The organism is Pseudomonas sp. FG36 (genome assembly GCF_057809275.1).
Map to the genome: position 1 here is coordinate 1 of NZ_JBMDJQ010000039.1, position 22,431 is coordinate 22,431.

General features: G+C 67.3%; 20 protein-coding genes. 2 read left to right on the top strand and 18 right to left on the bottom strand.

The annotated features are described in order from the left end of the window. Positions 1 to 52: 52 nt before the first annotated feature. From ACODS9_RS22700 to ACODS9_RS22775, 16 genes are all read right to left on the bottom strand, one after another. Entirely contained in the window at positions 53 to 1,393 is a 1,341-nt protein-coding gene (locus ACODS9_RS22700) for an LLM class flavin-dependent oxidoreductase (RefSeq protein WP_489094793.1), read from the bottom strand. Continuing rightward, complete coding sequence (locus tag ACODS9_RS22705) at positions 1,380 to 2,924, bottom strand: MFS transporter (protein WP_489094794.1); 1,545 nt, start codon at positions 2,922 to 2,924, stop codon at positions 1,380 to 1,382. Before ACODS9_RS22705 ends, ACODS9_RS22700 begins: the two co-directional genes overlap by 14 nt. A 70-nt stretch (positions 2,925 to 2,994) precedes the next feature. Beyond that, positions 2,995 to 3,744 carry a tRNA-dependent cyclodipeptide synthase gene (locus tag ACODS9_RS22710; protein WP_046855617.1) on the bottom strand — a complete coding sequence of 250 codons (750 nt, stop codon included), beginning with the start codon at positions 3,742 to 3,744 and terminating at the stop codon, positions 2,995 to 2,997. 5 nt (positions 3,745 to 3,749) lie between these two features. Next, positions 3,750 to 4,526, bottom strand: coding sequence for a 2OG-Fe(II) oxygenase (locus tag ACODS9_RS22715; protein WP_046857791.1), 777 nt, complete (start codon positions 4,524 to 4,526; stop codon positions 3,750 to 3,752). Positions 4,527 to 4,760: 234 nt separating this feature from the next. Continuing rightward, positions 4,761 to 5,711 (bottom strand): aliphatic sulfonate ABC transporter substrate-binding protein, encoded by a 951-nt coding sequence (locus ACODS9_RS22720; protein WP_489094795.1) that lies wholly within the window; start codon positions 5,709 to 5,711, stop codon positions 4,761 to 4,763. After that, positions 5,711 to 8,161, bottom strand: coding sequence for a TonB-dependent receptor plug domain-containing protein (locus tag ACODS9_RS22725; RefSeq protein WP_489094796.1), 2,451 nt, complete (start codon positions 8,159 to 8,161; stop codon positions 5,711 to 5,713). The genes ACODS9_RS22720 and ACODS9_RS22725 overlap by 1 nt, the downstream gene beginning before the upstream one ends. A 56-nt stretch (positions 8,162 to 8,217) precedes the next feature. Next, positions 8,218 to 8,712, bottom strand: a complete 495-nt coding sequence (locus ACODS9_RS22730) for a RidA family protein (protein WP_489094797.1) — start codon at positions 8,710 to 8,712, stop codon at positions 8,218 to 8,220. A 75-nt stretch (positions 8,713 to 8,787) separates the two neighbouring features. Further along, entirely contained in the window at positions 8,788 to 10,362 is a 1,575-nt protein-coding gene (locus ACODS9_RS22735) for a flavin monoamine oxidase family protein (RefSeq protein WP_489094798.1), read from the bottom strand. Positions 10,363 to 10,547: 185 nt separating this feature from the next. Continuing rightward, a complete protein-coding gene (locus ACODS9_RS22740) occupies positions 10,548 to 11,774 on the bottom strand; it encodes a dipeptidase (RefSeq protein WP_489094799.1) in 1,227 nt (408 codons plus the stop codon). A 45-nt stretch (positions 11,775 to 11,819) separates the two neighbouring features. Next, positions 11,820 to 12,776, bottom strand: a complete 957-nt coding sequence (locus tag ACODS9_RS22745; RefSeq protein ID WP_489094800.1) for an ABC transporter substrate-binding protein — start codon at positions 12,774 to 12,776, stop codon at positions 11,820 to 11,822. 15 nt (positions 12,777 to 12,791) lie between these two features. After that, on the bottom strand, positions 12,792 to 13,610 hold the full coding sequence (locus ACODS9_RS22750) for a class II aldolase/adducin family protein (protein ID WP_489094801.1): 819 nt from the start codon (positions 13,608 to 13,610) through the stop codon (positions 12,792 to 12,794). Further along, a complete protein-coding gene (locus ACODS9_RS22755) occupies positions 13,607 to 14,551 on the bottom strand; it encodes an NAD(P)-dependent oxidoreductase (RefSeq protein WP_489094802.1) in 945 nt (314 codons plus the stop codon). The genes ACODS9_RS22750 and ACODS9_RS22755 overlap by 4 nt, the downstream gene beginning before the upstream one ends. Further along, positions 14,548 to 15,738, bottom strand: coding sequence for an acyl-CoA dehydrogenase family protein (locus tag ACODS9_RS22760; RefSeq protein ID WP_489094803.1), 1,191 nt, complete (start codon positions 15,736 to 15,738; stop codon positions 14,548 to 14,550). The genes ACODS9_RS22755 and ACODS9_RS22760 overlap by 4 nt, the downstream gene beginning before the upstream one ends. Beyond that, complete coding sequence (locus ACODS9_RS22765) at positions 15,735 to 16,496, bottom strand: ABC transporter ATP-binding protein (protein WP_489094804.1); 762 nt, start codon at positions 16,494 to 16,496, stop codon at positions 15,735 to 15,737. The genes ACODS9_RS22760 and ACODS9_RS22765 overlap by 4 nt, the downstream gene beginning before the upstream one ends. Before the next feature lie 2 nt (positions 16,497 to 16,498). Then, a complete protein-coding gene (locus ACODS9_RS22770; RefSeq protein WP_401108803.1) occupies positions 16,499 to 17,323 on the bottom strand; it encodes an ABC transporter permease in 825 nt (274 codons plus the stop codon). Positions 17,324 to 17,558: 235 nt separating this feature from the next. Then, positions 17,559 to 18,455 carry a LysR family transcriptional regulator gene (locus ACODS9_RS22775; protein ID WP_102682030.1) on the bottom strand — a complete coding sequence of 299 codons (897 nt, stop codon included), beginning with the start codon at positions 18,453 to 18,455 and terminating at the stop codon, positions 17,559 to 17,561. Between the two features lie 110 nt (positions 18,456 to 18,565). On the opposite strand from ACODS9_RS22775, the gene ACODS9_RS22780 reads away from it, so the two are divergent. After that, positions 18,566 to 19,168, top strand: a complete 603-nt coding sequence (locus ACODS9_RS22780; protein WP_489094805.1) for a cysteine dioxygenase family protein — start codon at positions 18,566 to 18,568, stop codon at positions 19,166 to 19,168. After that, positions 19,165 to 20,748, top strand: coding sequence for a rhodanese-related sulfurtransferase (locus tag ACODS9_RS22785; protein WP_489094806.1), 1,584 nt, complete (start codon positions 19,165 to 19,167; stop codon positions 20,746 to 20,748). The genes ACODS9_RS22780 and ACODS9_RS22785 overlap by 4 nt, the downstream gene beginning before the upstream one ends. Before the next feature lie 48 nt (positions 20,749 to 20,796). On the opposite strand, the gene paaX is transcribed toward ACODS9_RS22785, so the two are convergent. Together paaX and paaY are read right to left on the bottom strand one after the other, a co-directional pair. Further along, on the bottom strand, positions 20,797 to 21,720 hold the full coding sequence (paaX, locus tag ACODS9_RS22790; RefSeq protein ID WP_489094807.1) for a phenylacetic acid degradation operon negative regulatory protein PaaX: 924 nt from the start codon (positions 21,718 to 21,720) through the stop codon (positions 20,797 to 20,799). Positions 21,721 to 21,779: 59 nt separating this feature from the next. Then, entirely contained in the window at positions 21,780 to 22,379 is a 600-nt protein-coding gene (gene paaY, locus ACODS9_RS22795; protein WP_489094808.1) for a phenylacetic acid degradation protein PaaY, read from the bottom strand. Positions 22,380 to 22,431 lie beyond the last annotated feature (52 nt).

Consider the following 22,431-nt stretch of genomic DNA (forward strand, 5'->3'; position numbering starts at 1 on the left):
GCGATGGCGCTAAAGCTATCGCGGGGCAAGCCCGCTCCCACAAGTACCATGCTCAGTTGGAAAAATGCCGGTTCGGCACATACCGCAACCCCAGGTTCTCCCGCAACGTACGCCCCTCATACTCGCGCCGGAACAACCCCACCCGCTGCAACTCCGGCACCACCTGGCCGACAAAATCATCCAGCCCGCCCGGCAGATGGGTGAACAGCAGGTTGAAGCCATCCGCCGCCCCTTCCTCGAACCAACAGGCCATCTCCTCGACGATCTGCCCGGGTGTGCCCACCAGCAGCCGGTGTCCGCCGGCACCGAGACGGGCCAGCAGTTGCCTGGCGGTGGGCCGTTCGCGGCGGATCAGGTCCACCACCAGCTGCTGGCGGCTCTTGTGCCGCTCGGTCAGTGGCAGCGGGTCCGGCAGCACAACCGGGGCATCCGCAGGCAGCCGCTCCAGGTCGATGCCGATATCCAGCAGGAACGACAGGGCCTTGAGCGCCGCCTCCGGATCCACCAGCGCCTGCAGTTGCTCGTGCTTCTCCTGCGCTTCGCTTGCCGTGCGCCCCACCACGGGCGCCAGGCCCGGAAACACCAGCAATGATTGCGGCGGCCGACCGGCCAGGGCCAGGCGCTGGTGGATGTCCGCATAGAATGCCCGGCCTTCGGTCAAGGTCTGCTGGGCGGTGAACACCAGTTCGGCGCTGCGCGCCGCCAACGCTCTTCCGGCTTCAGAGGAGCCGGCCTGGGCGATCACCGGCCAACCCTGCAACGGCCGTGGTGCATTCAACGGGCCACGCACGCGAAAATGCTCGCCCTGGTGGTCGAGCACCCGCATCCGCGCGGGCTCCAGCCAGGTGCCGGAGGCCTTGTCCAGCGGAAAGGCATCGTCCGCCCAGCTGTCCCAAAGACCGGTGACCACGTCGAAGAACTCCCCGGCACGGGCATAGCGATCGGCATGGGACACGTGCGCCGCGTGGTTGAAGTTCTCGCCGCCGATCAATCCGGTGACCAGGTTCCAGCCGGCACGACCAGCGGACAGGTGATCGAGGGACGCGAAGGTGCGGGCGATGTTGTACGGTTCGTTGAAGCTGGTGTTGGCGGTGGCGATCAAGCCAAGGTGGCGGGTCACCACCGCCAGTGCCGGCAGCAGGGTCAGTGGGTCCCAGCGCAGGCTATAGGCGCTGCTGCGCAGCACCCGTGGATCCAGCTCGCCGACGGCGACGTTGTCATTCAGGAACAGCGCGTCGAAACAGCCGCGCTCGAGGGTCTGGGCGTACTGTCGATAGCGCTCGAAGTTGATCGAGGCATCGGCGTCGGCCTGCGGGTGTCGCCAACTGCCGGCGTGGGCGCCGGCGCCGGAGAGAAAAGCCCCCAGTCGCAGGCGGCCGTCACGCCTTGCCATGGCTGGGCTCCTGGACAGGCACCGGCGCTTTTGTCGTGCGCAGCAGCAGGGTCACCGCGCCCCAGACCAGCAACAGACTGACGGCGAGGAACACCATCAACGCCTGGTAGCCGTCGAGAAACGCGGCATGCACCCAGCCCTGCAGGACGTCGCTGCCCTGCCCCAGGTGCTCGCCCAGCAGGGCCGCGCCCTGTTCCGGCGCCGCCGCCGCCCTGGCCAGCCAAGCGGTCTGCGCAGGTACGCCCGTGGCGCCGGACAAGGTATCGGCCGCCACCGCCCGGTACAGCCCCACCCCGACCGCCAGGCCGAGCCCACCGCCGACATTGTGCAGGGTCATCAGCGAGCCCATGGCCACCGAACTCACCTGCTGCGGCACCGAGGAGATCCCCAGCACCGTCGAAGGCCCGAGGATGCACGCCCAGCCCAGTCCCATCACCACGAAGGCGCCGAGCAGGTGCAGCAACGAAGTCTGCTCACTGAATGCCGCCTGCAGCACGGCGGACAGCACGAACAGCAACAGCCCCGCCTGCACCAGCAATGCCGGGCCCTTGCGGTCCACCAGGCGCCCCACCCACGGCGACAGCAACGCCACGCCGAGGGTGGTCGGCAGCAACAGCAGGCCGCTGGCCTGCACGCTCTCACCACGGATCAACGCCAGGTACAACGGCATCACGAAGAACGCCACGCAATAGAACACCGCCAGGCCGAAGCTGGCGGTGACCGCCGCGACGAAACGGCGGTTGGCGAACAGGCGCAGGTCGATGATCGGCGCGGCGACCCGCAACTCGACCGCGACGAAGGCCAGCAGGGCAAGCAGCGCCACGCCCAGCAGGCCCAGGGTATTGGCCGAGGTCCAGCCCCAGTCCGCGCCCTGGACGATGGCCAGCACCAGGCTCGGCAAACCCAGCAGCAGTAACGTCGCCCCCAGCCAGTCGAGCCGCGCGCCGTCCTCGCCAGCCCGCGACTCGTCCGCCGCCACGGCAATGATCGCCAGGCTGAGCAGCACGAACGGCACGTTGACCAGGAAAATCCATTGCCAGCCGAAGGCGCTGGTAATCAGCCCGCCCAACACCGGCCCCACCGCCAGGCCGATGCCATTGACACCGAACAGCACGCCGAACGCCTTGCCCTGTTCCTCGCTGGCGAAGGTGCCCGCGACGATCGCCCCCGACGCGGTGTACAGCACCGCGCAGGCCAGGCCCTGGGCGATCCGCGCGGTCACCAGCGTATCGATGGTGCTGGCCAGCCCTGCCGCCAGCGAGGCCAGCCCGAAGACCGTGAGCCCGAGGTTGAGTACCCGCCGGCGGCCTTTCAGGTCGGCCAGCCTGCCCACCAGCACCATGCTGCTGGACAATGCCAGGATGAAGCCGTTGATCACCCATTGCAGGCTGCCCACCGAGGCGCCGAGGTCGGCCTGCAACGCCGGCAGCGCGGTGTTGACGATGGTGAAGTCGACGCAGCCGAGAAAACTGGCGATGCTCACACCGAGCAAAGCCCACCATTTGCGTTGCTGTTGCGCAAAAACGCCCATGGAAACTCCTGTTCCGGATTTCAGTGTGAAGGCCATCGTCCGTGTGGCGTGGGGCCTGCGAGGCTAAAGGTCAGATGGCAATGGCGCTGGCGGCCCAGGCCGGATGCACCACCCCTGGCAGGGTGAAGGGAATCGGGATGCCGCGTTTCTTGAACTTCAATGGCAGCCAGTGCACGCGATCTGGCGCGTGAGGCTCGACCAGCAGGCGCCGGGCGGTCGCCATGGCGTCGGTCATCTGCTGCGGGTAGATCACGTAGTCGAACCCCTGCTCGGCCCACTGCGGCAGGATGATCGGCACCTCCTCAAGGATGTACTCGCGGCACTGGGCGGCGGCGCGCTCCAGGTCCGCCTCGGGGTCACGCAAGCGCAGACGCTCGATGAACACGCCGATGGTCGCTTCGATGGCGCCGCGCAGGTCCTCGCTTTCACGATAAAGCTGGTTCACCTGCTGGCGCAGCTCGGCGTAACGGTCCGAGGCCAGCTCCTGGTTCCAGCGGCTGATGCTTACCGGCGCCTCCAATCCAGCCAGGTACTTGCGGTTGCGCGCCAGCCACGCGTCACCATCGCGAATCGACGCCGACAGCGCCTCGCCCGGCGACTTGCCGTGCTTGTTGTGGCGTTGCAAGGTGTCGGCCACCACCACCTTCACCTGGCTGAAGCCGGATTTGTTGATCAGGTGCACGGTGGAGCTGAGTTTCTGCTCCTCGTGGTATTCCTGGCCCACGCTGACCGCCAGCACGCAGCGCTTGCCGGTGAAGTCCAGCTCTTCGCCGCCCTTGTTGAAATAGGCTTTGAGGTTGATCGCTTCCACATTGCTCATGTTGCTTAGCTCCAGTAGGCCAAAGGCTGGTCGTCGCCGAAATAACCGATGAATACGCCGAGGGTGACCCGGGTGCTGGTGGCCGAGGGGCGCACCGCGTGGATCAACCGCGGGTTGAGAAAGATCAGGTCACCCGCCTCGGGCTTGACCACCAGGTCCGGTGGCGGCAGCAGGTGGCGCTCGATACCGTAGGCGCGCTGGCCACGCAGGCGTTCGTACTCGGCCTCGTCGGGGTGCAGGTTCCAGATTTCCAGCTCGCCGCCGTCCTCAGGGATCTGCAGGTAGATGTTGGTCGACAGCTGGGTGAGCAGCCGCGGCTGGTGGTCGGCCGGGGCATTGCGGGCCAGGTCATCGGTATGCGGCGTGAGGTCGACGTTGTTGCCCTGGAAGCGGGCGATGCCGACGAAGCACTTGCGCCCGTTCACATCCAGCAGCCGCGCCCCTTTGGGCCAGACCTCGTCGAGCAGCAGGCGCAAATGGTCGATGGGCGATGCCAGCGGGCCGAAGGCGCTGCGGATCTTGCGAATATTGGCGATGGCCTGGCCGTGGTACTCGGCGCGGCTGGCCTCGTCCCTGATCTCGATGTAGGCCTTGCCCAGGCGCACGAACTCGGTCTGCTCGCTGAAGGCACCACGCAGTTCGTGATGACTCAGGCGCTCCAGGGCCAGGGCCACGGTATCGGCGGGTGCGAAGCCTTTGATCAGGATGCCCAGTGTGCGGGCGTGAATCACATCGTCTAACTGTGCGGCGGTCAATTCCTCGACCGTGGTAATCGTCAGCATGAACACTCCCTCGCCTATTCCTGAACGGTTCGACTGCACCTGTGAGTGGCGGCTAACCGGCGACTTCCGATGGTCGCCAGGCCATCTTCAACAAGCGGCAAGCACTTGTGAAATATCGTTTTTCTCTAGCCTCAAAACTTTTTTCAAAATATTACTGAATAACTTCAGCCATTATCAGCAATGCGCATGAACATTATAAAAATTACAACTTAAGTTACGCGAAGCGGACAACTTTCACTGAACTTCCGGTGCTTCATTGAACTGCTCGTCCACCTGTTGTTCGGCAACGAAGACCGGGCCGATCACCCCCTCGTCCTGGTACAGCCGGGCGGTGTCGGCCAAGTCCCTGACCAGCGTGTCGTCCACTGCGACTCTGCGTGGCTGTGAAAAGCGGTTCGAGCGTAGGTGCACCTCCAGCGGCAGCCCGCTCTGGCGGGCCTGGATCGCCGAAAACTGCTCGACATGGGCGTTGGCCCAGTCCCAGGCGCGGCCAACCCGGCGCAGGAAATCCCGCAGTTGCGCTGGCTTGTCGCGGATCGCCGCAGGGTTGGCCACCAGCAGCATGTTGCCGGCGAACAAGCCTTCGCCGCTGACCAGCACCCGCGTACCGCCTTCGAGCTGGACCATGCTGGTGTACGGGTCCCAAGTGGCCCAGGCGTCGGCGCCGCCGTTGGCCAGCAGGCTGCGTGACTCACCTGGTTGGAGAAACACGAATGTGGCGTCGCGACCGCTGTGGCCAGTGGCGCGCAACGCTGCCAGCGCCAGGTAATGGCCGATGGATCCGCGGGTGGTGGTGATGCGCCGGCCCACCAGCGACGCCGCGTCGCTCAGCGGCGACGCTTCGGGCACGACGATCGCCACCGCCGTGGGCGTCACCTGCAGGCGCACCACCCCGACGGTCTTGAGTCCGGCGCCGGCCGCGGTGGCGAACACGAACGGCGCGGTGCCCAGGGTGCCGATATCCACCGCGCCGGCCGCCAGGGCTTCGGCGGTGGGTGCGGCGGCGCCGAAGGCGGCGAACTCCAGGGGGTACGGCACATCGTCGAGCTCGCCGGCGGCCTGCAGCAGCACCTGCAGCGAGTTCTTCTGGCTGGAGACGCGCAGGGTTTCGTCCGCGTGAGCGATCCCCAGCACCAGGCACAGCAACCCCGTCAGCATGTGGCGCCCACTGAATAAATGACTCATCAGAACGCCAGGCTCACACGGCCGTAGTAGTAACCCCCACCCAGCCCATAGGGCGAGAACATCCCGTACTCGTAGGTCCCGGCCCAGGGCACGATGCCGATCTTGTCCGGGTACTTGTCGAACAGGTTGTTGGCCCCCAGCGCCACCGTGATGTTCTGGGTGAGGTCGTAGGCCACGTCGATGTCGGTGATCCACTTGGCGCCGTAGGTGCGGTCGTTGGCCGGGATATTCGAGCCTTCGGTGTACTCGCCGTAGCGAGTGAGGGTCAGGTTCACCGTCCAGTCGTCGACTTTGTAGTTGCTGTTGAGGATCCACTTGTCCTTGGGCGTGGCCTTGGTCAGGTCGATCTGCTGCTGGCGGTCGAACAGCACGTACCCTGCGCCGAGGCTCGACAGGCTCGCCGGAGTATCGGCCAGGTCACGGATGGTGGTCTTGTTGCGGTTGTAGGCCAGGCTCCAGCGCACGGTGCCGTACTCGGCGAGCGGCTGGCGGTACTCGGCCACCAGGTCGACGCCCTTGGTGCGGGTGTCCGCGGCATTGGCGAAGTACTGCCCGGACAAGTCAGGCGACAGGCCGTTGGCCACCAGGATTTGCGACACCGCGGGCCCGGTGAGCACGCCGGTCTGCAGGATGCGGTCGTCAATGTCGATCAGGTAGAAGTCGGCAGTCAGGCGCAGGCGCTCGGTGGGCTCGGCGGTGAAGCCCAGGCTGTAGTTGCGCGACTTCTCCGGTTCCAGGGTCTGGGCGCCGAGGGCGATGGCCTCTGGCGAGCCGGGGCGCATCTGCTTGGTGCGTGCGGTACTGGTGCTGCCGCCCGCGCCAAAAATCGTTACCGAGCTGGTCGAAGAGAACACGTTCTGCGCCAGCGACGGCGCACGGAAACCATTGCTCACCGCCGCGCGCACCGCATAACCCGGAGCGAATTCGTAGCGGGTGGTGAACTTGCCGCTGACGGTCTCTCCGACCTCCTGGTTGTAGCGCTCGTAGCGCAGGGCGAAGGCGCTGTACCACTGCGGGGTGAGGTTGAGGCCAAAGTCGACGTAGGCCGCACCGCTATGGCGGATCATCTGCCCGGCGTCCTCCGGCGTGGTGCCGTTGACCGAGAACAGGCCGGGGTCCGGACGCCGTCCGGCCAACGGGCCGCTGGGGATGACGTAGTCGCCATAGTTGTAGGAATTGGGTTCGCCCTCGGTGAGTTGATACTTCTCCCAGCGGTACTCGACGCCGAACGAGGTTTCCAGCGGGCTGCTCCAGCCAATGTCCAGGGCCCGGCTGAAGTCCAGGTTGGTGGTCCACTGGTCGAAGATCTCGTCGGTCAGGTGAAAGCGGCGCTGGCTCAGCAACGGGTCGTTGGACAGGTTGAGGTTGTTGTCGGTGTACAGCTTGGCCTTGTCGCGGCCATAGGTGGTCGACAGGTCCCAATCCCACTCGGCGGCCAGGCCCTTCAGACCGGCAAGCAACTGGTAGTCGGTCTCCTCCACTTCGCGGGTGGCCTGGCCGCCCTTCGGATAAGGCGGGTTGGCCAGCCAGTTGGTGGCGGTGATGTCGGTGGGCGCGCGGTGGCCGAGGACCTTCTTGCCGTCGCGGTAGCTGAGGGTGGAGAACGAGTACAGCTTCAGTTCCTCGCCCAGGGGCAGTTCCAGGTTGTAGGCGCCGCTGTAGGTGCGGTCGCGGCCCAGGCCGTATTCCTCGCCCCAGCCATGGCGTTCGCTCAGGCGCGGGTCGGGCTGGCCGTTGGCCAGGGTGGTGAAATTGCCACGCACGGCGCCGGCGCGGTCGTAGGGCTCCTGTACCTTGGCGTCGAACGACAGGTTGAGAAAACCGCCGTCGCCCAGGCCGAAGCCGGCGTTGGCTGCCTCAAGGCCGCTGGTGCCGTCCCCGGCATAATACTGGCCGACGGAGCTGTCGGAGGTAATGCCCTCGGCGTCCTGCTTGAGGATGATGTTGATCACCCCGGCGATAGCGTCGGAGCCGTACTGCGCCGCCGCGCCGTCACGCAGCACCTCGATGCGCTCGATCGCCGCGGTGGGAATCAGGTCCAGGTCCACCGGCACCGCGGCCGTGCCGACCCGCGCGTTGTTGTTGATCATCGCCGTGTTGTGCCGGCGCTTGCCGTTGACCAGGATCAGCACCTGGTCACCGCCCAGGCCGCGCATGCTGATGCCGCGTACCAGGAAGGCGGTGCCGCCACCGTTGATGGTCGGCGCGTTGAACGAGGGCAGCAGGCGCGTGAGCATGTCCTTGAGGCCGTTCTGGCCGCTGGTGCGCAGTTGTTCGCCGGAGATCACGTCCACCGGCACCGGGCTGTCGGTCACGGTGCGCTGCTGGCTGCCGCGCACGCCGGTCACCACCACGGTGGACAGCGCCGGGTCTTCGGCGGCGATGGCCTCGCCGGCCAGGCTCAGGGCCAGGGCGGTGGCCACGGGGGAAAGCTTGAAGGTCTTGGGCATCTGCGGATATTCCTTGTGGCGGCCATGGCCCGGCCGCCGCTCTCGGGTTCGGGGGCTCAACGGGCCTTGGCGGCGACCGCCTCGACTTCGATCAGGGCGCCGGGCAATACCAGCCCGGCCACCTGCACCGTGGTGCGGGTCGGTTTCAACGGCTGGCGCTCACTGCCGAAGAACTGGCGGAAGCCGCGCTGCAGGCCGTCGAAGTCCATGCGCCCCTGCAACTGCGGGTCGCCTACCAGGTACACCCGCAGCTGCACCACATCGCCCAGGCTAAGCCCGCGCGGCGCCAGGGCGGCTTCGACCTTGCGCAGCACCGCCACGGTCTGCGCCTCGGTGTCGCCACTGGCGCGCAGCTCATCCTTGGCCGCCTTGGGGTCGGCCGGGTCGGGCAGGATCCCCGAGACCAAGGTCAGCGCCGTGCCCGGCGGCAGGGTCGCCGACTGCAGGATCGGCGAGTTGGGATAGGTCGAGGGGACGCGCTCGATATCGGCGGCCTGGCTGGCCGCGGCGAACAGGACCCCCAACCCCAGAAGGGCGTGCTTGAAAGGCATGGCGAAGCTCCACTGATGTGTAGGCGCCAGCCTCGGAGGTCCGCTACCTGGCAGATGGTTTTCGTTGTGTATTGCTCAGGTGGTCTTCCGACCCTGCGCGGTGCCCTGGGCACGCTCGCACAGGTTGCGCACCACCCGCCGGGCGGCGCCGGCGGCGGTCTCCTGCCAGATGCCGATGCCGCTGTGGGCCAGCGCGTCGCTGGTCAGGTGCACCCGCCCCTGGGCTTGGTTGAGCAGGTCGTAGTCGGCGTCGGCCAGCGGGTGGCTGATCCACGGCCCGAGGCTGTGGGGTATGCGCCCCCAGTCCACCACCAACGGCTTGCGCAGTTCGTGGCCGTGACCGGGGTGCAGCAGCTCCACGGCCTGGCGCGACAGGGCGATCTGCTCGGCGACCGACTTGTCGGCGAACTGGCGGGCAGTCTCGCCGTTGTTGTAGGCGGCGACGAGAATGCCCTCGGCCTGGTTGAAGCCACCGCTGGGGTACCACAGGCCGGAAGACGCCTGATTGATGAACGACAGGCCGCCGTAGATCTGGTAGTCGGTCTCCCAGAACCGGCGGGACTGCCAGGCCACCTTGTTGGCATGGCCGAATTGCACGGCGGCGATGGCCTGGCGCACCTGGGCGCTGAAGTTGCTGTCGAGCTTCGCCAGCAACGGCAGCGGCAAGGCGATCACCGCATAGTCGCTGGTGATGCGCTGTGGCTTACCCTGCTGCTGGTAACCGATCTCCACCCGATCCTCGAAGTTGCGGATGGAGCCCACTTCGGCCCCCAGGCGCAGAACATCCTGCAGGTGGCGCTGGAAGGCCAGGGGAATACGGTCCATGCCGCCCACCGGCTGGAACATGGTCGGCGAGAACTCCGGGTACTCGTCGATCATCAGTGCCGTGCCCAGGGCCGGGTTGAGCAAGGTGCGCAGGGGCAGCGGGTCGTTGCGCAGGGCCTGCTGGTCGCCGGCCCCGGGCCAGACCTTGTAGCCCGAGCGCGCCGAGCCCAGGTACTCGAGTTTCTCCGACAGGTCGCCCCAGGTGCGCAGGAAGCCCAGCAGGTTGCGCCGGTCGTCCAGGCTCAGTTCCTGGTCCAGGGCCTGGCGGTCGACGGCCTTGGCCAGCAGTTCGGCCAGGTGCCCACGGCTGTCGTTGACCGCCTGGCGGATCTGCATCGGCGGCTGGTCGAGGTCGGGACGCACCAGGGCGTTGCGGCTGGTGTTGACCAGCACCTCAAGCGCCACTCCCAGCTCGCGGCAATAGCCGAGCATCAGCTGGTGGTGGCTGGGCAGTCGGCCGGGGCCGGCGTTGAGGTAGAAACCCTCGTCGAACGCGACGGTTTGCACGCTGCCATCGGTGAACGCGACCCGATCACCCCGGCGCACGGTCCAGTTGCGCCCGCCAACCCGTTCGCGGGCCTCCAGCAGGGTGACGGCGAAACCGGCCTTGCGCAGCTCGTAGGCCGCCACCAGGCCGCCGATGCCAGCGCCGACCACGGTGACCGTGGCGCCCTGCCCTACACGGGCCATTGGCAACGCGGCGTAGTTCTCCTGGCTGGCCCGTGCCGACCCCGACGTGCCAAACAGGCCCAGTGCCGCCGTGGCAGCCTGCAGGCCACCAACCACACCGATACGGGCAATGAGCTGTCGTCTGGTCAATGGCATCGCGGGCACTCTCCCTGGTCCACGGTTATCGCTTTCAGTTATGGCTTGATGTTATCAAGCTACGAAAACGCTCTATGTGGAGCCATCCTAGAGAGCGGGATGGGATAAGAGAAATACATTTTGAGCATATGCAAATATTAAAATGTGTAATGTCTTAAGCTTTGCATGCTGCACAAAACGCATAATTATTTTGAAACACCTAAGCTCGCGGCAGCAGCGGTCTGGGCCTCTCCCATCACTCGCAACAGGTTCCCTCCCCAGATATCCGCGAGGTCCCGTTCGTGGTACCCCGCCGCCAACAACCGAGCAGTGATCTCCGGCAAATCGCTGACATCGCGCAGCCCCGCCACCCCGCCGCCACCATCCCAATCCGCGCCAATGCCGACATGCCGTGGCCCCACTACGTCAAGGATGTGCAGCAGATGCGCCATGAAGTCGTCCAGGCTGGTTGCCGGCAACGGATACAGGGCCTCGACCTCGCGTATGCGCCGGGCCAGGTCCGCCACTTGTGCAGGCGGCAGGCTGGCCGCCAGGCGGAACTCCCGGTACAGCGGCGCCAGGGCCTTGTCCCGGGCAGGATTCGGCGCACGCGGCACCAGGTCGCTGGCGTAGGTGTTGACCTGCACCACCCCGCCCCCGGCAGCAAGCTGGCGCAAACGTGCGTCATCGAGATTGCGCGGATGCGGGCCGATGGCCCGGGCGCCGGAATGCGAGGCGATCACCGGGGCACGGGACAACGCCAACACCTGGTCGAACACCGCATCGGAGGCATGGGACACATCGATCAGGATCCCCAGGCGGTTGGCCGCCTGCACCAACTCGCGGCCGGCCGGGCTCAGCCCATGCCAATACGGCAAGGCAGTGGCCGAATCGGCGAAATCGTTGTTCTGCGCATGCACCAGGCCCAGCATGCGCAAGCCCAGACGGTGGTAGGTGGCCAGCCGGCCGGGGTCGGCCGCCAGCGGTTCGGCGTTTTCCATGCTGATCAGCACCACCCGGCGCCCTGAGGCAACGATCGCCGGCACCTCCTGCGCCCGCGTGGCCAGAGCGAACGCGTCCGGCCGGGCGGCGACCATGTCGCGGATGCGGGTGATGACCGCCAGGCCATGTTCGCTGGCCAGGGTGCGTCCCTCGGGCGTGAGCGGACCCTGGGGGGTGAAGATGGCGAAGAATCCGCCGTCCAGGCCACCCTCGCGCATGCGCGGCAGGTCGACCTGGGACAGATCGTCGGCATAGCGGTGGCGCTGCCCGATGTCCCAGCCGGGCCGGGCCAGTTGCATGGGCGTGTCCAGGTGGCTGTCGAGCACGATCAGGCGCTCATGCAGGGCGCGGGTCGAGGGCGCGACATCGGCCAGCGCGGTGCTGCAGGCCAGTGCCAGCGGTAGCCAGGCGTATCGAGTTGAACGAGGCATGAAAGTCCTTTTTGCCAGGCGTGCCCCTGCGGGGGATCGCGTGAATCACTCGGTCCAGCTGAAACTGCGATCCCACAACGGCGCCACGTCCAGGCGCTGGGGCAGTACGCCGGCGGCGTGGAAGGTGTCGGCCACGTCCTGCTGCGAACGCACCGCGGCATCGTCCACCGCCTGCAGCACCCGCGGCCCGCTCTGGGCCTTGTACTGGGCAATGAATACTTCCCGGGGGATGCCCAGCACCTGCTCGCATCGCGCCGCCCACGCCTCGGGGTGCTGCTGCACCCATTGCCAGCTGCGGTATTCGCGGCGCACATAGTCCTCGATCGCCGCGCGCGTGAGCGGATCCTCGATCGCCCGCCGGTTGGCGGCGATCACGTAATTGCCCGACAGATAGCCCTGCCCGGTGCGCAGCACCCGCGCACCGCTGCGCAGCTCAGCCAGCTGGATGAAGTAGCCAAAGGTCACCCAGACATCCAGGTTGCCGTTCTGGAACGCGGCGAAGCCATCCTGGGGCGTCAGCGCCAGGGGCTGGATGTCGGCCAGGGTCAGGCCCTGGTCCTTGAGGGCGCGCAGCAGCAGATAGTGCGACGACGTCGAGCGGATGTAACCGACCCGCTTGCCCGGCAGCTCGGCCAGCGATTGCATCGTCGACCCCCTGGGCACGATGAAGGCCTGGTTGTTGACATCACCGGTCAGCACGGCGATGAGCCTGACCGGCGCCTGGTTGCGGATACCGAAGATCGGCGGGATCTCGCTCATCGGCGCCAGGTCCAGGGTACCGCTGACCAGCGCCTCGAAACCGAGGTTGCCGCCATTGAACTCGGCGTATTTCACGCCATACGGTGGGCGCTCGATGCCGGCCTGTTCGAAGAAGGTCGGCGCGGCGCCCTTGTAGGTGGCCACGCCCAGGGTCAGCCCTTGCCAGTCGCGGGCAAAGGCGCCAGGCAGCGCGCAGGCGAGCCCGCCCAGGGCGCTGTACTGCAGAAAACGACGGCGATTCATGGCGCCTCCTTGCACTCAGTCTAGAAAGTCAGGTTCGTCGCGCAGCAGACGGTCCCAGTACGGCTGGAAGCTGAACCAGCCGCCGAACTCGGTACCGACCTGGCGCGCCGTGTGCTCGGCCACCGCCGCCGGGATCGGCCGGGGCGTGCCGGCGGCCTCGGCCAGTAGCTGCGCGTGGGCGGCGTTGTCCAGGGCGATGAAGCGCCACACCGCCGCTTCCACTGTGCGCCCGACGGTCAGCAGGCCATGGTTCTGCAAGATCAGCGCGACCTTGTCCGGCCCCAGCGTGGCGGCGATGCGCGCGCCCTCGCTGGCCTCCAGCACCACCCCGGTGAAATTGTCGAACAGCGCGTGCTTGCCATGAAAGGCGCAGGCGTCCTGGGTCAGCGGGTCGAGCAGGCGTCCCAGGCTCGACCAGGCCTTGCCGTACAACGAATGGGCATGGGCGGCGGCCACCACGTCCGGGCGCGCCTCGTGCAGCGCCGCGTGGATGGCGAAGGCGGCGAGGTTCAACGCGCCTTGCCCTTCGACGATCTCGCCCCGAGGATTCACCAACAGCAGGTCGCTGACGCGGATATGGCCGAAGTACACGCCCACCGGATTGACCCAGAAGTGATCGGGGTACTGGGGGTCGCGCACGGTGATATGGCCGGCGCCGCCCATGTCGAAACCATGCCGGGCAAACAGGCGGAACGAGCCGGCCAGGCGCTGCCTGCGCAGCAGGCGCTCGGCCTCGTGGGTCGGTTGCTGGGGCGGGTCCTGCCAGCGATGCACGGTGTAGCCGTCGCGGGGCAATGAATAGGCGGTGGGTAGGCGGCTCAGCCTGGCGCTCATGCGGTCTCTCCTTGGGCCAGCAGGTTCTCCAGCGGTCGTCCGCTGCGCAAATGTTCGAGGTTGCGCGCCAGCAGCGCGGCGAGGTTGCGGTACACCTGCGGCGTGTTGGCTGAGGTATGGGGGCTCAGCCGGACCTTGGGATGGCCGTACAGCCGGTGCCCGGTGGGCAGCGGCTCGGGCTCGGTGACATCGAGGCTGGCCAGGGCCAGTTGGCCGCTGTCCAGGGCATCGAGCAAGGCGTCCTGGTCCACCAGGCTGCCACGGGCGATATTGATCAGGTGCAGACCGGGCTTGGCGTGAGCGAGGCTACGGCGATCGACGACATGCCGGGTCGACGGGTCGGCCGGTGCCGCCAGTACCAGGTGATCGGCGCGGGCGAACAGTTCCTCGACGCTGGCCGCGCCCCGTACGCCGGCCACCTCGAACGGCCTGGCCGAGCGCCGTAGGGCGATCACCTCGATGTCCAGAGCCAGGGCCTTGCGCGCCAGGGCCTGGCCGATGCGCCCGAAACCGTAGATCGCCAAGGTGCTGCCGGCCAGCGAGGCCAACGGACGTGGCTGCCATTGCCCAGGCTCGTCGATCCACAACTGCGGCAGTTGCTTGGCGGCGGCGAACATCGCCGCCAAGGCGAATTCGGCCAGGCTGTCCGCCGTCACCCCACGGGCACTGGCCACGGGCACCGGCTCGAGCAACCAACCGGGAAAGAAGTCGATGCCGGAGCTGACCAGTTGCACGAAACCGAGCCCGAATGGCCAGCCCGAGGGCGGCGCAACGGCATCACGCAGGCCAGGGTCTGGCGCGGCCAGCAGGACCCGAACATCGTCCGGCAGCCCATGGGGCACGCCCCTGGGCAGCGCGAGGATTTCCACGCCTGGCACGGCGGCGGCCAGCAATGCGTTGAACCGCGCGTCCAGCTGACTGGCGATGCGCACGCCGCTCATGCCTGGCCACCACGGCTGGGCAAGGCAAACGCCGCGCGACCGGCGGCGCCAAGCACCGCGTCGTTCTGCGGGGTGTGGATACGGCTGCACAGCACATCGCGGTAATGCCGCTCAAGCGGGTTGCCCCGGGCCAGCGCCGGGTTGCCGATCGCTTCGACGGCCAATTCGACCGCGCTGATGGCCTGGGTGGTGACCAGGTACTTGACCTGGGTGGCCTCGCTCGCCGGGATGCGCCCTTCGGCGGCGGCGTCGAGCAGGACCCGGTTGGACAGCAGCAAGGCGTCGATGCGCCCCACCAGTTCCTGGAAACGCGGCAGGCTCGACAGCGGCGCGCCGAGATTGGCCGGCGTGCGCCCGGCCAGCCAGCCCACCAGCCAGTCGCGGGCGGCACGGGCAACGCCGTCGTAGATGCTCGACAGCAGCACGGCCAGCCACAGCACGCCGTTGTGATCGAGTTCGGACGGGCGTGGCTGGCGCGCCGGGAGGATGTCCACGGCGTGCTCGGCGGGCACCAGTACATCATCGAAGATCACGTCGTGGCTGCAAGTGGCACGCATGCCCAGGTGGTCCCAGGTTTCCTCGATGCGGATGCCCGGTGTGTCGCGATGCACCAGCCAGGTGCCGACCCGCGGCTCTTCCTCGTCGCTGCGCGCCCATACTGCCAGCCAGGTCAGGCCGGGGATGCCGGTTGAGTAGATCTTGCGCCCGTTGATCCGCCAGCCCTCGGCCACCCGCCGGGCGACGGTGGCCGGCAGGCCGCCCCGGGCCGGGGTGCCCAGCTCAGGCTCCACGCGCAGGGCGTTGACCAGCGCGCCGTCCGCCACCGCCTCGCGGGCCAGGCGCAGGCGCAGGTGCTCGGGCCAGGCCTGGTTCTGTTGCAGGCGCGCGTGCTGCAGGTACTGCATCACCAGCACCAGGGCGGTGGACGGCTCGCCCCGGGCCACGGTGGCGATCACCCGCCGGGCCTGGGCCAACGTCGCTTCGCTGCCACCCAGGCGGCGCGGCACGGTCAGGGCCAGCAGGCCATGTTCATGCAGGCGCCGCAGGTTGGCGTGGGGGAAGCTGCCTTGGCGATCGTGCTCGGCGGCGCTGGCGGCGAATTCGTCGCTCAGGCGGGCCAGCAAGTCGGCGAAGGCCGGCGAATCGAGGTCGGCCGTCTTGTCGGCGCTATGCAAGTCGAGGCTCATCGTTGGGCGGTCCGTGCGAGGGTATGGGCATGGCTGGGCGCAGGCGCTTCGACGCCGAGCAGGGCCAGCAAGTGTTGGCGCAGCGCCTGGAAGCCACGGCTGGCCACCTCGCGGTGGCGCGGCAGGCGAATCGGGATCTGCTCGGCGATGCGCCCGGCGTCCAGCACTACCACGCGGTCGGCCAGCAGCAGGGCTTCGTCAACGTCGTGAGTGACCAGCAGCACCGATGGCTGATGGGTGCGCCACAGTTCGAGGATCAACTGGTGCATGCGCATGCGCGTCAAGGCGTCCAGCGCGGCGAACGGCTCGTCGAGCAGCAGCAATTGCGGCTCGCGCACCAGCGCCCGGGCCAGGGACACGCGCTGGGCCTCGCCACCGGACAGGGTGCCCGGCCAGGCCTCGGTGCGGTGCGCCAGGCCCACTTCACGCAGCGCCGCCAGGGCACGCGCTTTGGGCTCGGCGCCCCTCAGGCCCAGGAGGACGTTGCACCAGGCCCGCTTCCAGGGCATCAGCCGCGGCTCCTGGAACACCGCCGCATGCACGCCGGGCACCTCCAGCGTGCCCGCCTCCACCCGGTCCAGGCCGGCCAGTGCCCGCAACAAGGTGGTCTTGCCCGAGCCGCTGCGGCCGAGCAAGGCGACGAACTCGCCGGGCGCCAGGTCCAGGTCCAGGCCATCGAGCACCGTGTGGCCCTGGAACCTGCGCGTGAGCCCGCGCACCCGCACCGGCGGGCGCAGGCGTTGCAGTGCGACTTCCATGATCAGTTCCTTATGAAGGTGGGGCGCCAGGCCAGGGCCAGGCGTTCGAGCAAGCGCACGAGGGCATCGATGGACAGGCCCAGCACGCTGTAGACGATCAGGCAGATGACGATGACGTCGGTGCGCATGAAGTCGCGGGCGTCGTTGACCAGATAGCCCAGCCCGGCGCTGGCGTTGATCTGCTCGACCACCACCAGGCCCAGCCAGCTGATGCCGAAGGCGTAGCGCAGGCCGACGAAAAACGCCGGCAGCGCGCCGGGCAGGATCACGTGCCAGACCAGCCCCAGGCGCCCCAGGCCGAACAGCTGCCCGGCCTCCACCAGCTTGGGGTCGACGCCACGGATGCCGGAGAACAGGGTGAGGTACACGGGGAAGGTGGTGCCCAGGGCAATCAGGGCGATCTTGGGCGTTTCGCCCACGCCGAACCAGAGGATGAACAGCGGCACGATGGCCAGGAACGGCAAGGTGCGCAGCATCTGCACCGGCGAGTCGATGGCGAGTTCGCCACGCCGCGAAAGGCCTGCGAGCAACGCCAGCAGCGTGCCCACGCTGACCCCGATGGCCAGGCCGCTCAGGGCACGCTTGAGGGATACCCACAAATGCCCGGCCAGCTCGCCGCTAACGATCATCTGCCAGAGGGTGTCGCCGATGGCGCTGGGCGCGGCGATGATTCGCGGCGGCAACAGGCCGCTGCGCGAGGCAAGTTCCCACGCCACCAGCAACAGCAACGGGCTGATCAGCCGCAGGCCAAGGTTACGCCAGCCCTGCCAGCGCAACAGGGTCAGCAGGGCCGTGGCGGGGACAAGTGTGTTGCTTTGCCGGGACATTCCATCTCCTCGCTCAAGGCCGATCCATTGATTGCTGGCCGCAGCGGGAGTGTCGATCAAGCCCGCCGGTGCCTGGCTTGATCCTTATGCTATCGATCTTAAAAAGTGCCGTGAAATTCGATCTGCTTCTAACCTAATATACAAATAATGCATTCAACAATTGCCAACATATGCAAAATATTAAATTTGCATTAGTGCTTCGGGGCTGCAACGCAGCCCCATTTCAGCCCCGCGCCTACGGTTGATTCGCCACCCGCTGCGCCACGGTCTCGCCAAACAACGCCACCGGCGCCTGCAGGTTGCCGAGAAACCGCGGATGGATCAGCCACAAGTCGATCACCGGCTTGAAATCACTCACCTGCACGATGTCCAGGCGTTCGCGGTGGCGGCTGTTGTCCAGCAACGGCCGTGGCACCAGGCCAAAGCCCAGGCCATTGGCGATCAACCCCAGTTGCAACTCGGTCCCGAAGGTTTCCAGGTTGATCCGCAGCGACAGCCCTTCGTCGTTCAACGCCCGCTGCAGACCGGCACGGAAACCACAGCCGTCGGGGTTGAGCACCCAGCCACGCTGGTAGCAGTCGGCAAGCTTGCAACTGCGCTTGCCCACCTCGCCGCGGGCAGCCACCACCACCAGGTCCATGCGCGCCAACGACCGACCGACGATGCCCTCGGGGAACACCTTGCCGGCCGGGAACAGCGCCGCCACCGCGTCCAGCTCGCCGTTCTCCATCTTGCCCAGCAGATGGCTGCCCCAACCGGTGGCGACCTGGGTCTGCAGGTCGGGATACAGCGCCTTGAGCTGGCTGAGGGCGTCGAGCAACACCACGTCGCCGATGGTCTGCGGCACCCCCAGGCGCAGGGCGCCGCTGGGCAAGGCGTCGCTGAGCACCAGTTCGCGCAGCGCGTCCATCTCGCGCAGCACTGCCCGGCACTGCTCGTAGACGCGCATGCCCATGGGCGTGGGTTTCAACGGTTTGGTATTGCGGTCCAGCAGGCTGACGCCGAGGGCTTCCTCGAAGTTCTGCACCCGGCGGGTGATGGCCGGCTGGGTCAGGCGCAGCGATTCGGCCGCCTGGCTGATGGACTGGCTGCGGATGACGGCCACGAATGCATCGATATCATCTATCTTCATTCTTAATTCGCATAATAAATATGTGGAAAAATACGCAAAAAGAATAATACCTTTTTCCTCGCCACGGTAGCGCCCGGCGCTGCCTAACCTGACGGACATCGAGGGAACCCATGTCTCAAACGCCCAACCACGGACGGCTACGCAGCTTCATCGGCGAGCTGGCCGACCTTCTCGCCCAGGCGCCGGACGAGCCGCGCCTGCTCGACCATGGCGCGCGGCTGCTGCGCGACCTGGTCAGTGTCGACGACTGGCTGCCGGACGACTACGCCCGGCCCAGCCCGGAGCGCTACCAGCAGTACCTGCTGCACACCGACTCCGGCCAGCGGTTCTCCATCGTCAGTTTCGTCTGGGGGCCAGGGCAGGAAACCCCCGTGCACGACCACCGCACCTGGGGGCTGATCGGCATGCTGCGCGGCAGCGAAATCAGCCAGGGCTATGCCCTGGCGCACGGAGCCCTGCAGCCGAAGGGCCCGGCCGAGCGGCTCGCGCCCGGCCAGGTGATCGCGGTGTCGCCGCGCATCGGCGACCTGCACCAGGTGTGCAATGCCCATGCCGACCGTACTTCCATCAGCATCCATGTCTACGGCGCCAACATCGGCGCCGTGCGGCGTGCGGTGTACAGCGCCGAGGGTGAAGAAAAACCCTTTATTTCCGGCTATTCCAACAGCCACCTGCCCAACCTCTGGGATCTGTCGAAAGAGAACCGCGCATGAGCCAGGCCACCCGTCGCACCTTCCACGCTATCCGCGCCGCCCTCCTCGCCGGCCAGGAACTGGCCTTGCTCGATGTCCGCGAAGAAGACCCGTTCGCCCAGGCCCATCCGCTATTCGCCGCCAATGTGCCGCTGTCGCGGCTGGAGCTGGAGATCTACGCCCGAGTGCCACGGCGCGACACGTCCATCACCGTCTACGACGACGGCGAAGGGCTGGCGTCGACCGCCACGCAGCGCCTGCTCGCCCTGGGCTACACCGACGTGGCCCTGCTCGACGGCGGTCTGGCCGGTTGGCGAGAAGCAGGTGGCGAGTTGTTCCGCGACGTGAACGTGCCGAGCAAGGCCTTCGGCGAACTGGTGGAGGCCGAGCGCCATACGCCGTCGCTGGCGGCCAAAGAGGTCAAGGCACTGCTCGACGCCAACGCCGATGTGGTGGTGCTGGATGCCCGCCGCTTCGACGAGTACCAGACCATGAGCATCCCCGGCGGCATCAGCGTGCCCGGCGCCGAACTGGTGCTGCGCGTGGCGGAGCTGGCCCCCGATCCGGCCACCCGGGTGATCGTCAATTGCGCCGGGCGCACCCGCAGCATCATCGGCACCCAGTCGCTGGTCAATGCCGGCGTCCCCAACCCGGTGGCGGCCCTGCGCAACGGCACCATCGGCTGGACTCTCGCTGGGCAAACCCTGGAGCAAGGCCAGTCGCGCCGTTTCCGCGCAGTGACCGCCACCACCCGCGACAGTGCCGCGCAACGCGCCCGCCAGGTGGCCGACCGCGCCGGTGTGGCACGCATCGATCTGGCAGGCCTGCGCCAATGGCAGGCCGAAGCGCAGCGCACCACCTACCTGTTCGATGTGCGCACGCCCGAGGAGTTTGCCTTGGGCCACCTGCCCGGCGCCCGCTCCACACCCGGTGGCCAACTGGTGCAGGAGACCGACCATGTCGCCAGCGTGCGTGGCGCGCGCCTGGTGCTGGTGGACGACGACGGCGTGCGCGCCAACATGAGCGCGTCGTGGCTGGCGCAGATGGGCTGGGCGGTGGCGGTGCTCGATGGGTTGTCATCGGGCGACTTCAAGGAACCCGGTGCCTGGGTCGCGCCCGTGCCGGCGCCACCCCAGGCCGAGACCATCAGCCCCGCCCTCCTCGCCAACTGGCTATCAGAACCGGGTACCCAGGTACTGGACTTCACCACCAGCGCCAACCATGTCAGGCAGCATATTCCCGGTGCGGTGTGGGCGCTGCGTAGCCAACTTGAGGAAGTACTGGCCTCATTACCGGCAGCACGGCACTTCGTCCTGACCTGCGGCTCGAGCCAACTGGCGCGCTATGCCGCACCGGAGGTGGCGGCCCTGAGCGGCAAGCCGGTGTTCGTGCTCGAGGGCGGCAACAGCGCCTGGAGCGCCGCCGGGCTGCCGACCGAACAAGGTGAGCAGCGCCTGGGCGCGCCGCGCATCGATCGTTATCGGCGGCCCTACGAGGGTACGGATAACCCGCGCGAAGCGATGCAGGGGTATCTGGATTGGGAGTTCGGTTTGGTGGATCAGTTGGGGCGTGACGGAACCCATGGGTTCTTTGTCATCTGACAATCTGCAAGCCCTCTTCGCACAAGAGGGCTTGCCCGCTCCTTTCACTCAGCCAAGCCCGCCAAAGCGTCGATAGTAGCTCTCGTTGGCATCCGGCAACGGCCCATCTGCCGTCTCCAGCGCACTGGCCAGATATTCCTCCGCCCTGCCCTGCACCAGCCGGTACAGGTTGCGGCACAGCTGCCGCGCCGCGCGCCCTTCCCAATCCCCCGGCAACAGCTCGTCCGGCAACTGCGGATCACGCAGCAGCAGGCGGCGGTACTCGTGGATCAGCAGCGTGCGCGCCAGGAAGCAGTCCTGCGGGCTTGGCGCGTCCAGGTCCTTCATCGCCTGCCACAACGGGCGGAACAGGCGGATGAACTCGCTGTAGTGCTGGCCCAGTTCCTCGATGTTCCAGCTTTCCCGCACCTGGGCGCGCAGGGCCTTGGAGGCCAGCACTTCCTGGGCGAGGGTCTCGAAGACGATGCAGTCGTCCTCGGCGTCCTGCTCGCGCAGGGTGGCGGCCAGGTCGGCGCGATCGGTGCGCGGGCAGCCCAGCAGATTCGCGCCCATGACGCCGAAGCCTTGCCACTCGAGCTCTTCACGCACGGCCTTGCGCTTGGTGGCGTCGAGCTGGGCCAGCAGCACCAGGGTCCAGGCGCCGTTCCAGGCTGGCAGGCTGGCGCTGTAGACGCGCTTGAAGGCTTTTTCGAAGCGCCGCCGGCCGGTGCCGGTGAGGCTGTAATAGCTGCGCCGGCCGACCTTTTCGGCGGTCAGCCAGCCTTCCTTGGTCAGGCGGAAGATCGAGGTGCGGATCAGCCGCTCGTTGATGCCCATCGGCTCCAGCAGGTTGATCAGGCTGCCCAGCCAGACCGTGCCGCCATGGGGTTCGATGGCATCGCCGTAGAGGGTGATGATCAGGGAGCTGGCGCGGATCGGCGTCTGCTCCTGGAAACGGGTGATCAGGTGATTCAGGGGGGCAAGGCTGCTCATGGGGGAACGAGGCGCGGCTAAAGCCTCGACTATACCTGCCTGCCGCGACCGCGCAAGGCTCATGCAGCGCCCTCGGCCTTGGGCCTGACGCCGGAGTCGCCCATGCGCGGGCGGTCCTGCTCCGGCGCAGTCAATGGCGGGCATTCCACCAGTGCGCTCAGGCAACGCCGGGCAAGGTTGTGGTATTCGGCGGTACCACGCTGTTTCCAGGCCAGTTCCTGGTCGCTGAGCGGGCGCTTGGCCACGGCCGGCACGCCGACCACCAGGTGTTGCTGCGGGCATTCGAAACCAGCCTTGACGAAGGCCGTGGCGGCGACGATGCAGCGCGGGGCGATATGCGCGCCGTCCATGACCACCGCGTTCATGCCGACCAGGGCATCCTCGCCGATCCGGCAGCCGTGCAGCACGGCGCCATGGCCGATATGGCCGTTGCGCTCGACCACCGTGTCGCCGCCGGAAAAACCGTGCATCACGCAGGTGTCCTGCAGGTTGGCGCCCTCTTCCAGGATGATTCGCCCGAAATCGCCGCGCAGCGAGGCCAAGGGGCCGATGTAGCAGTTTGCGCCGACCAGCACGTCGCCGATCAGCACGGCGCTGGGATGTACGTAGGCGCTGGGGTGGACCACGGGGGTCAGGCCGTCGAGACGGTAGCAGGGCATGGGTCTGGCTCTCGATATGATTCAGAAGACTTGTCGATCCTGTATCAGATCA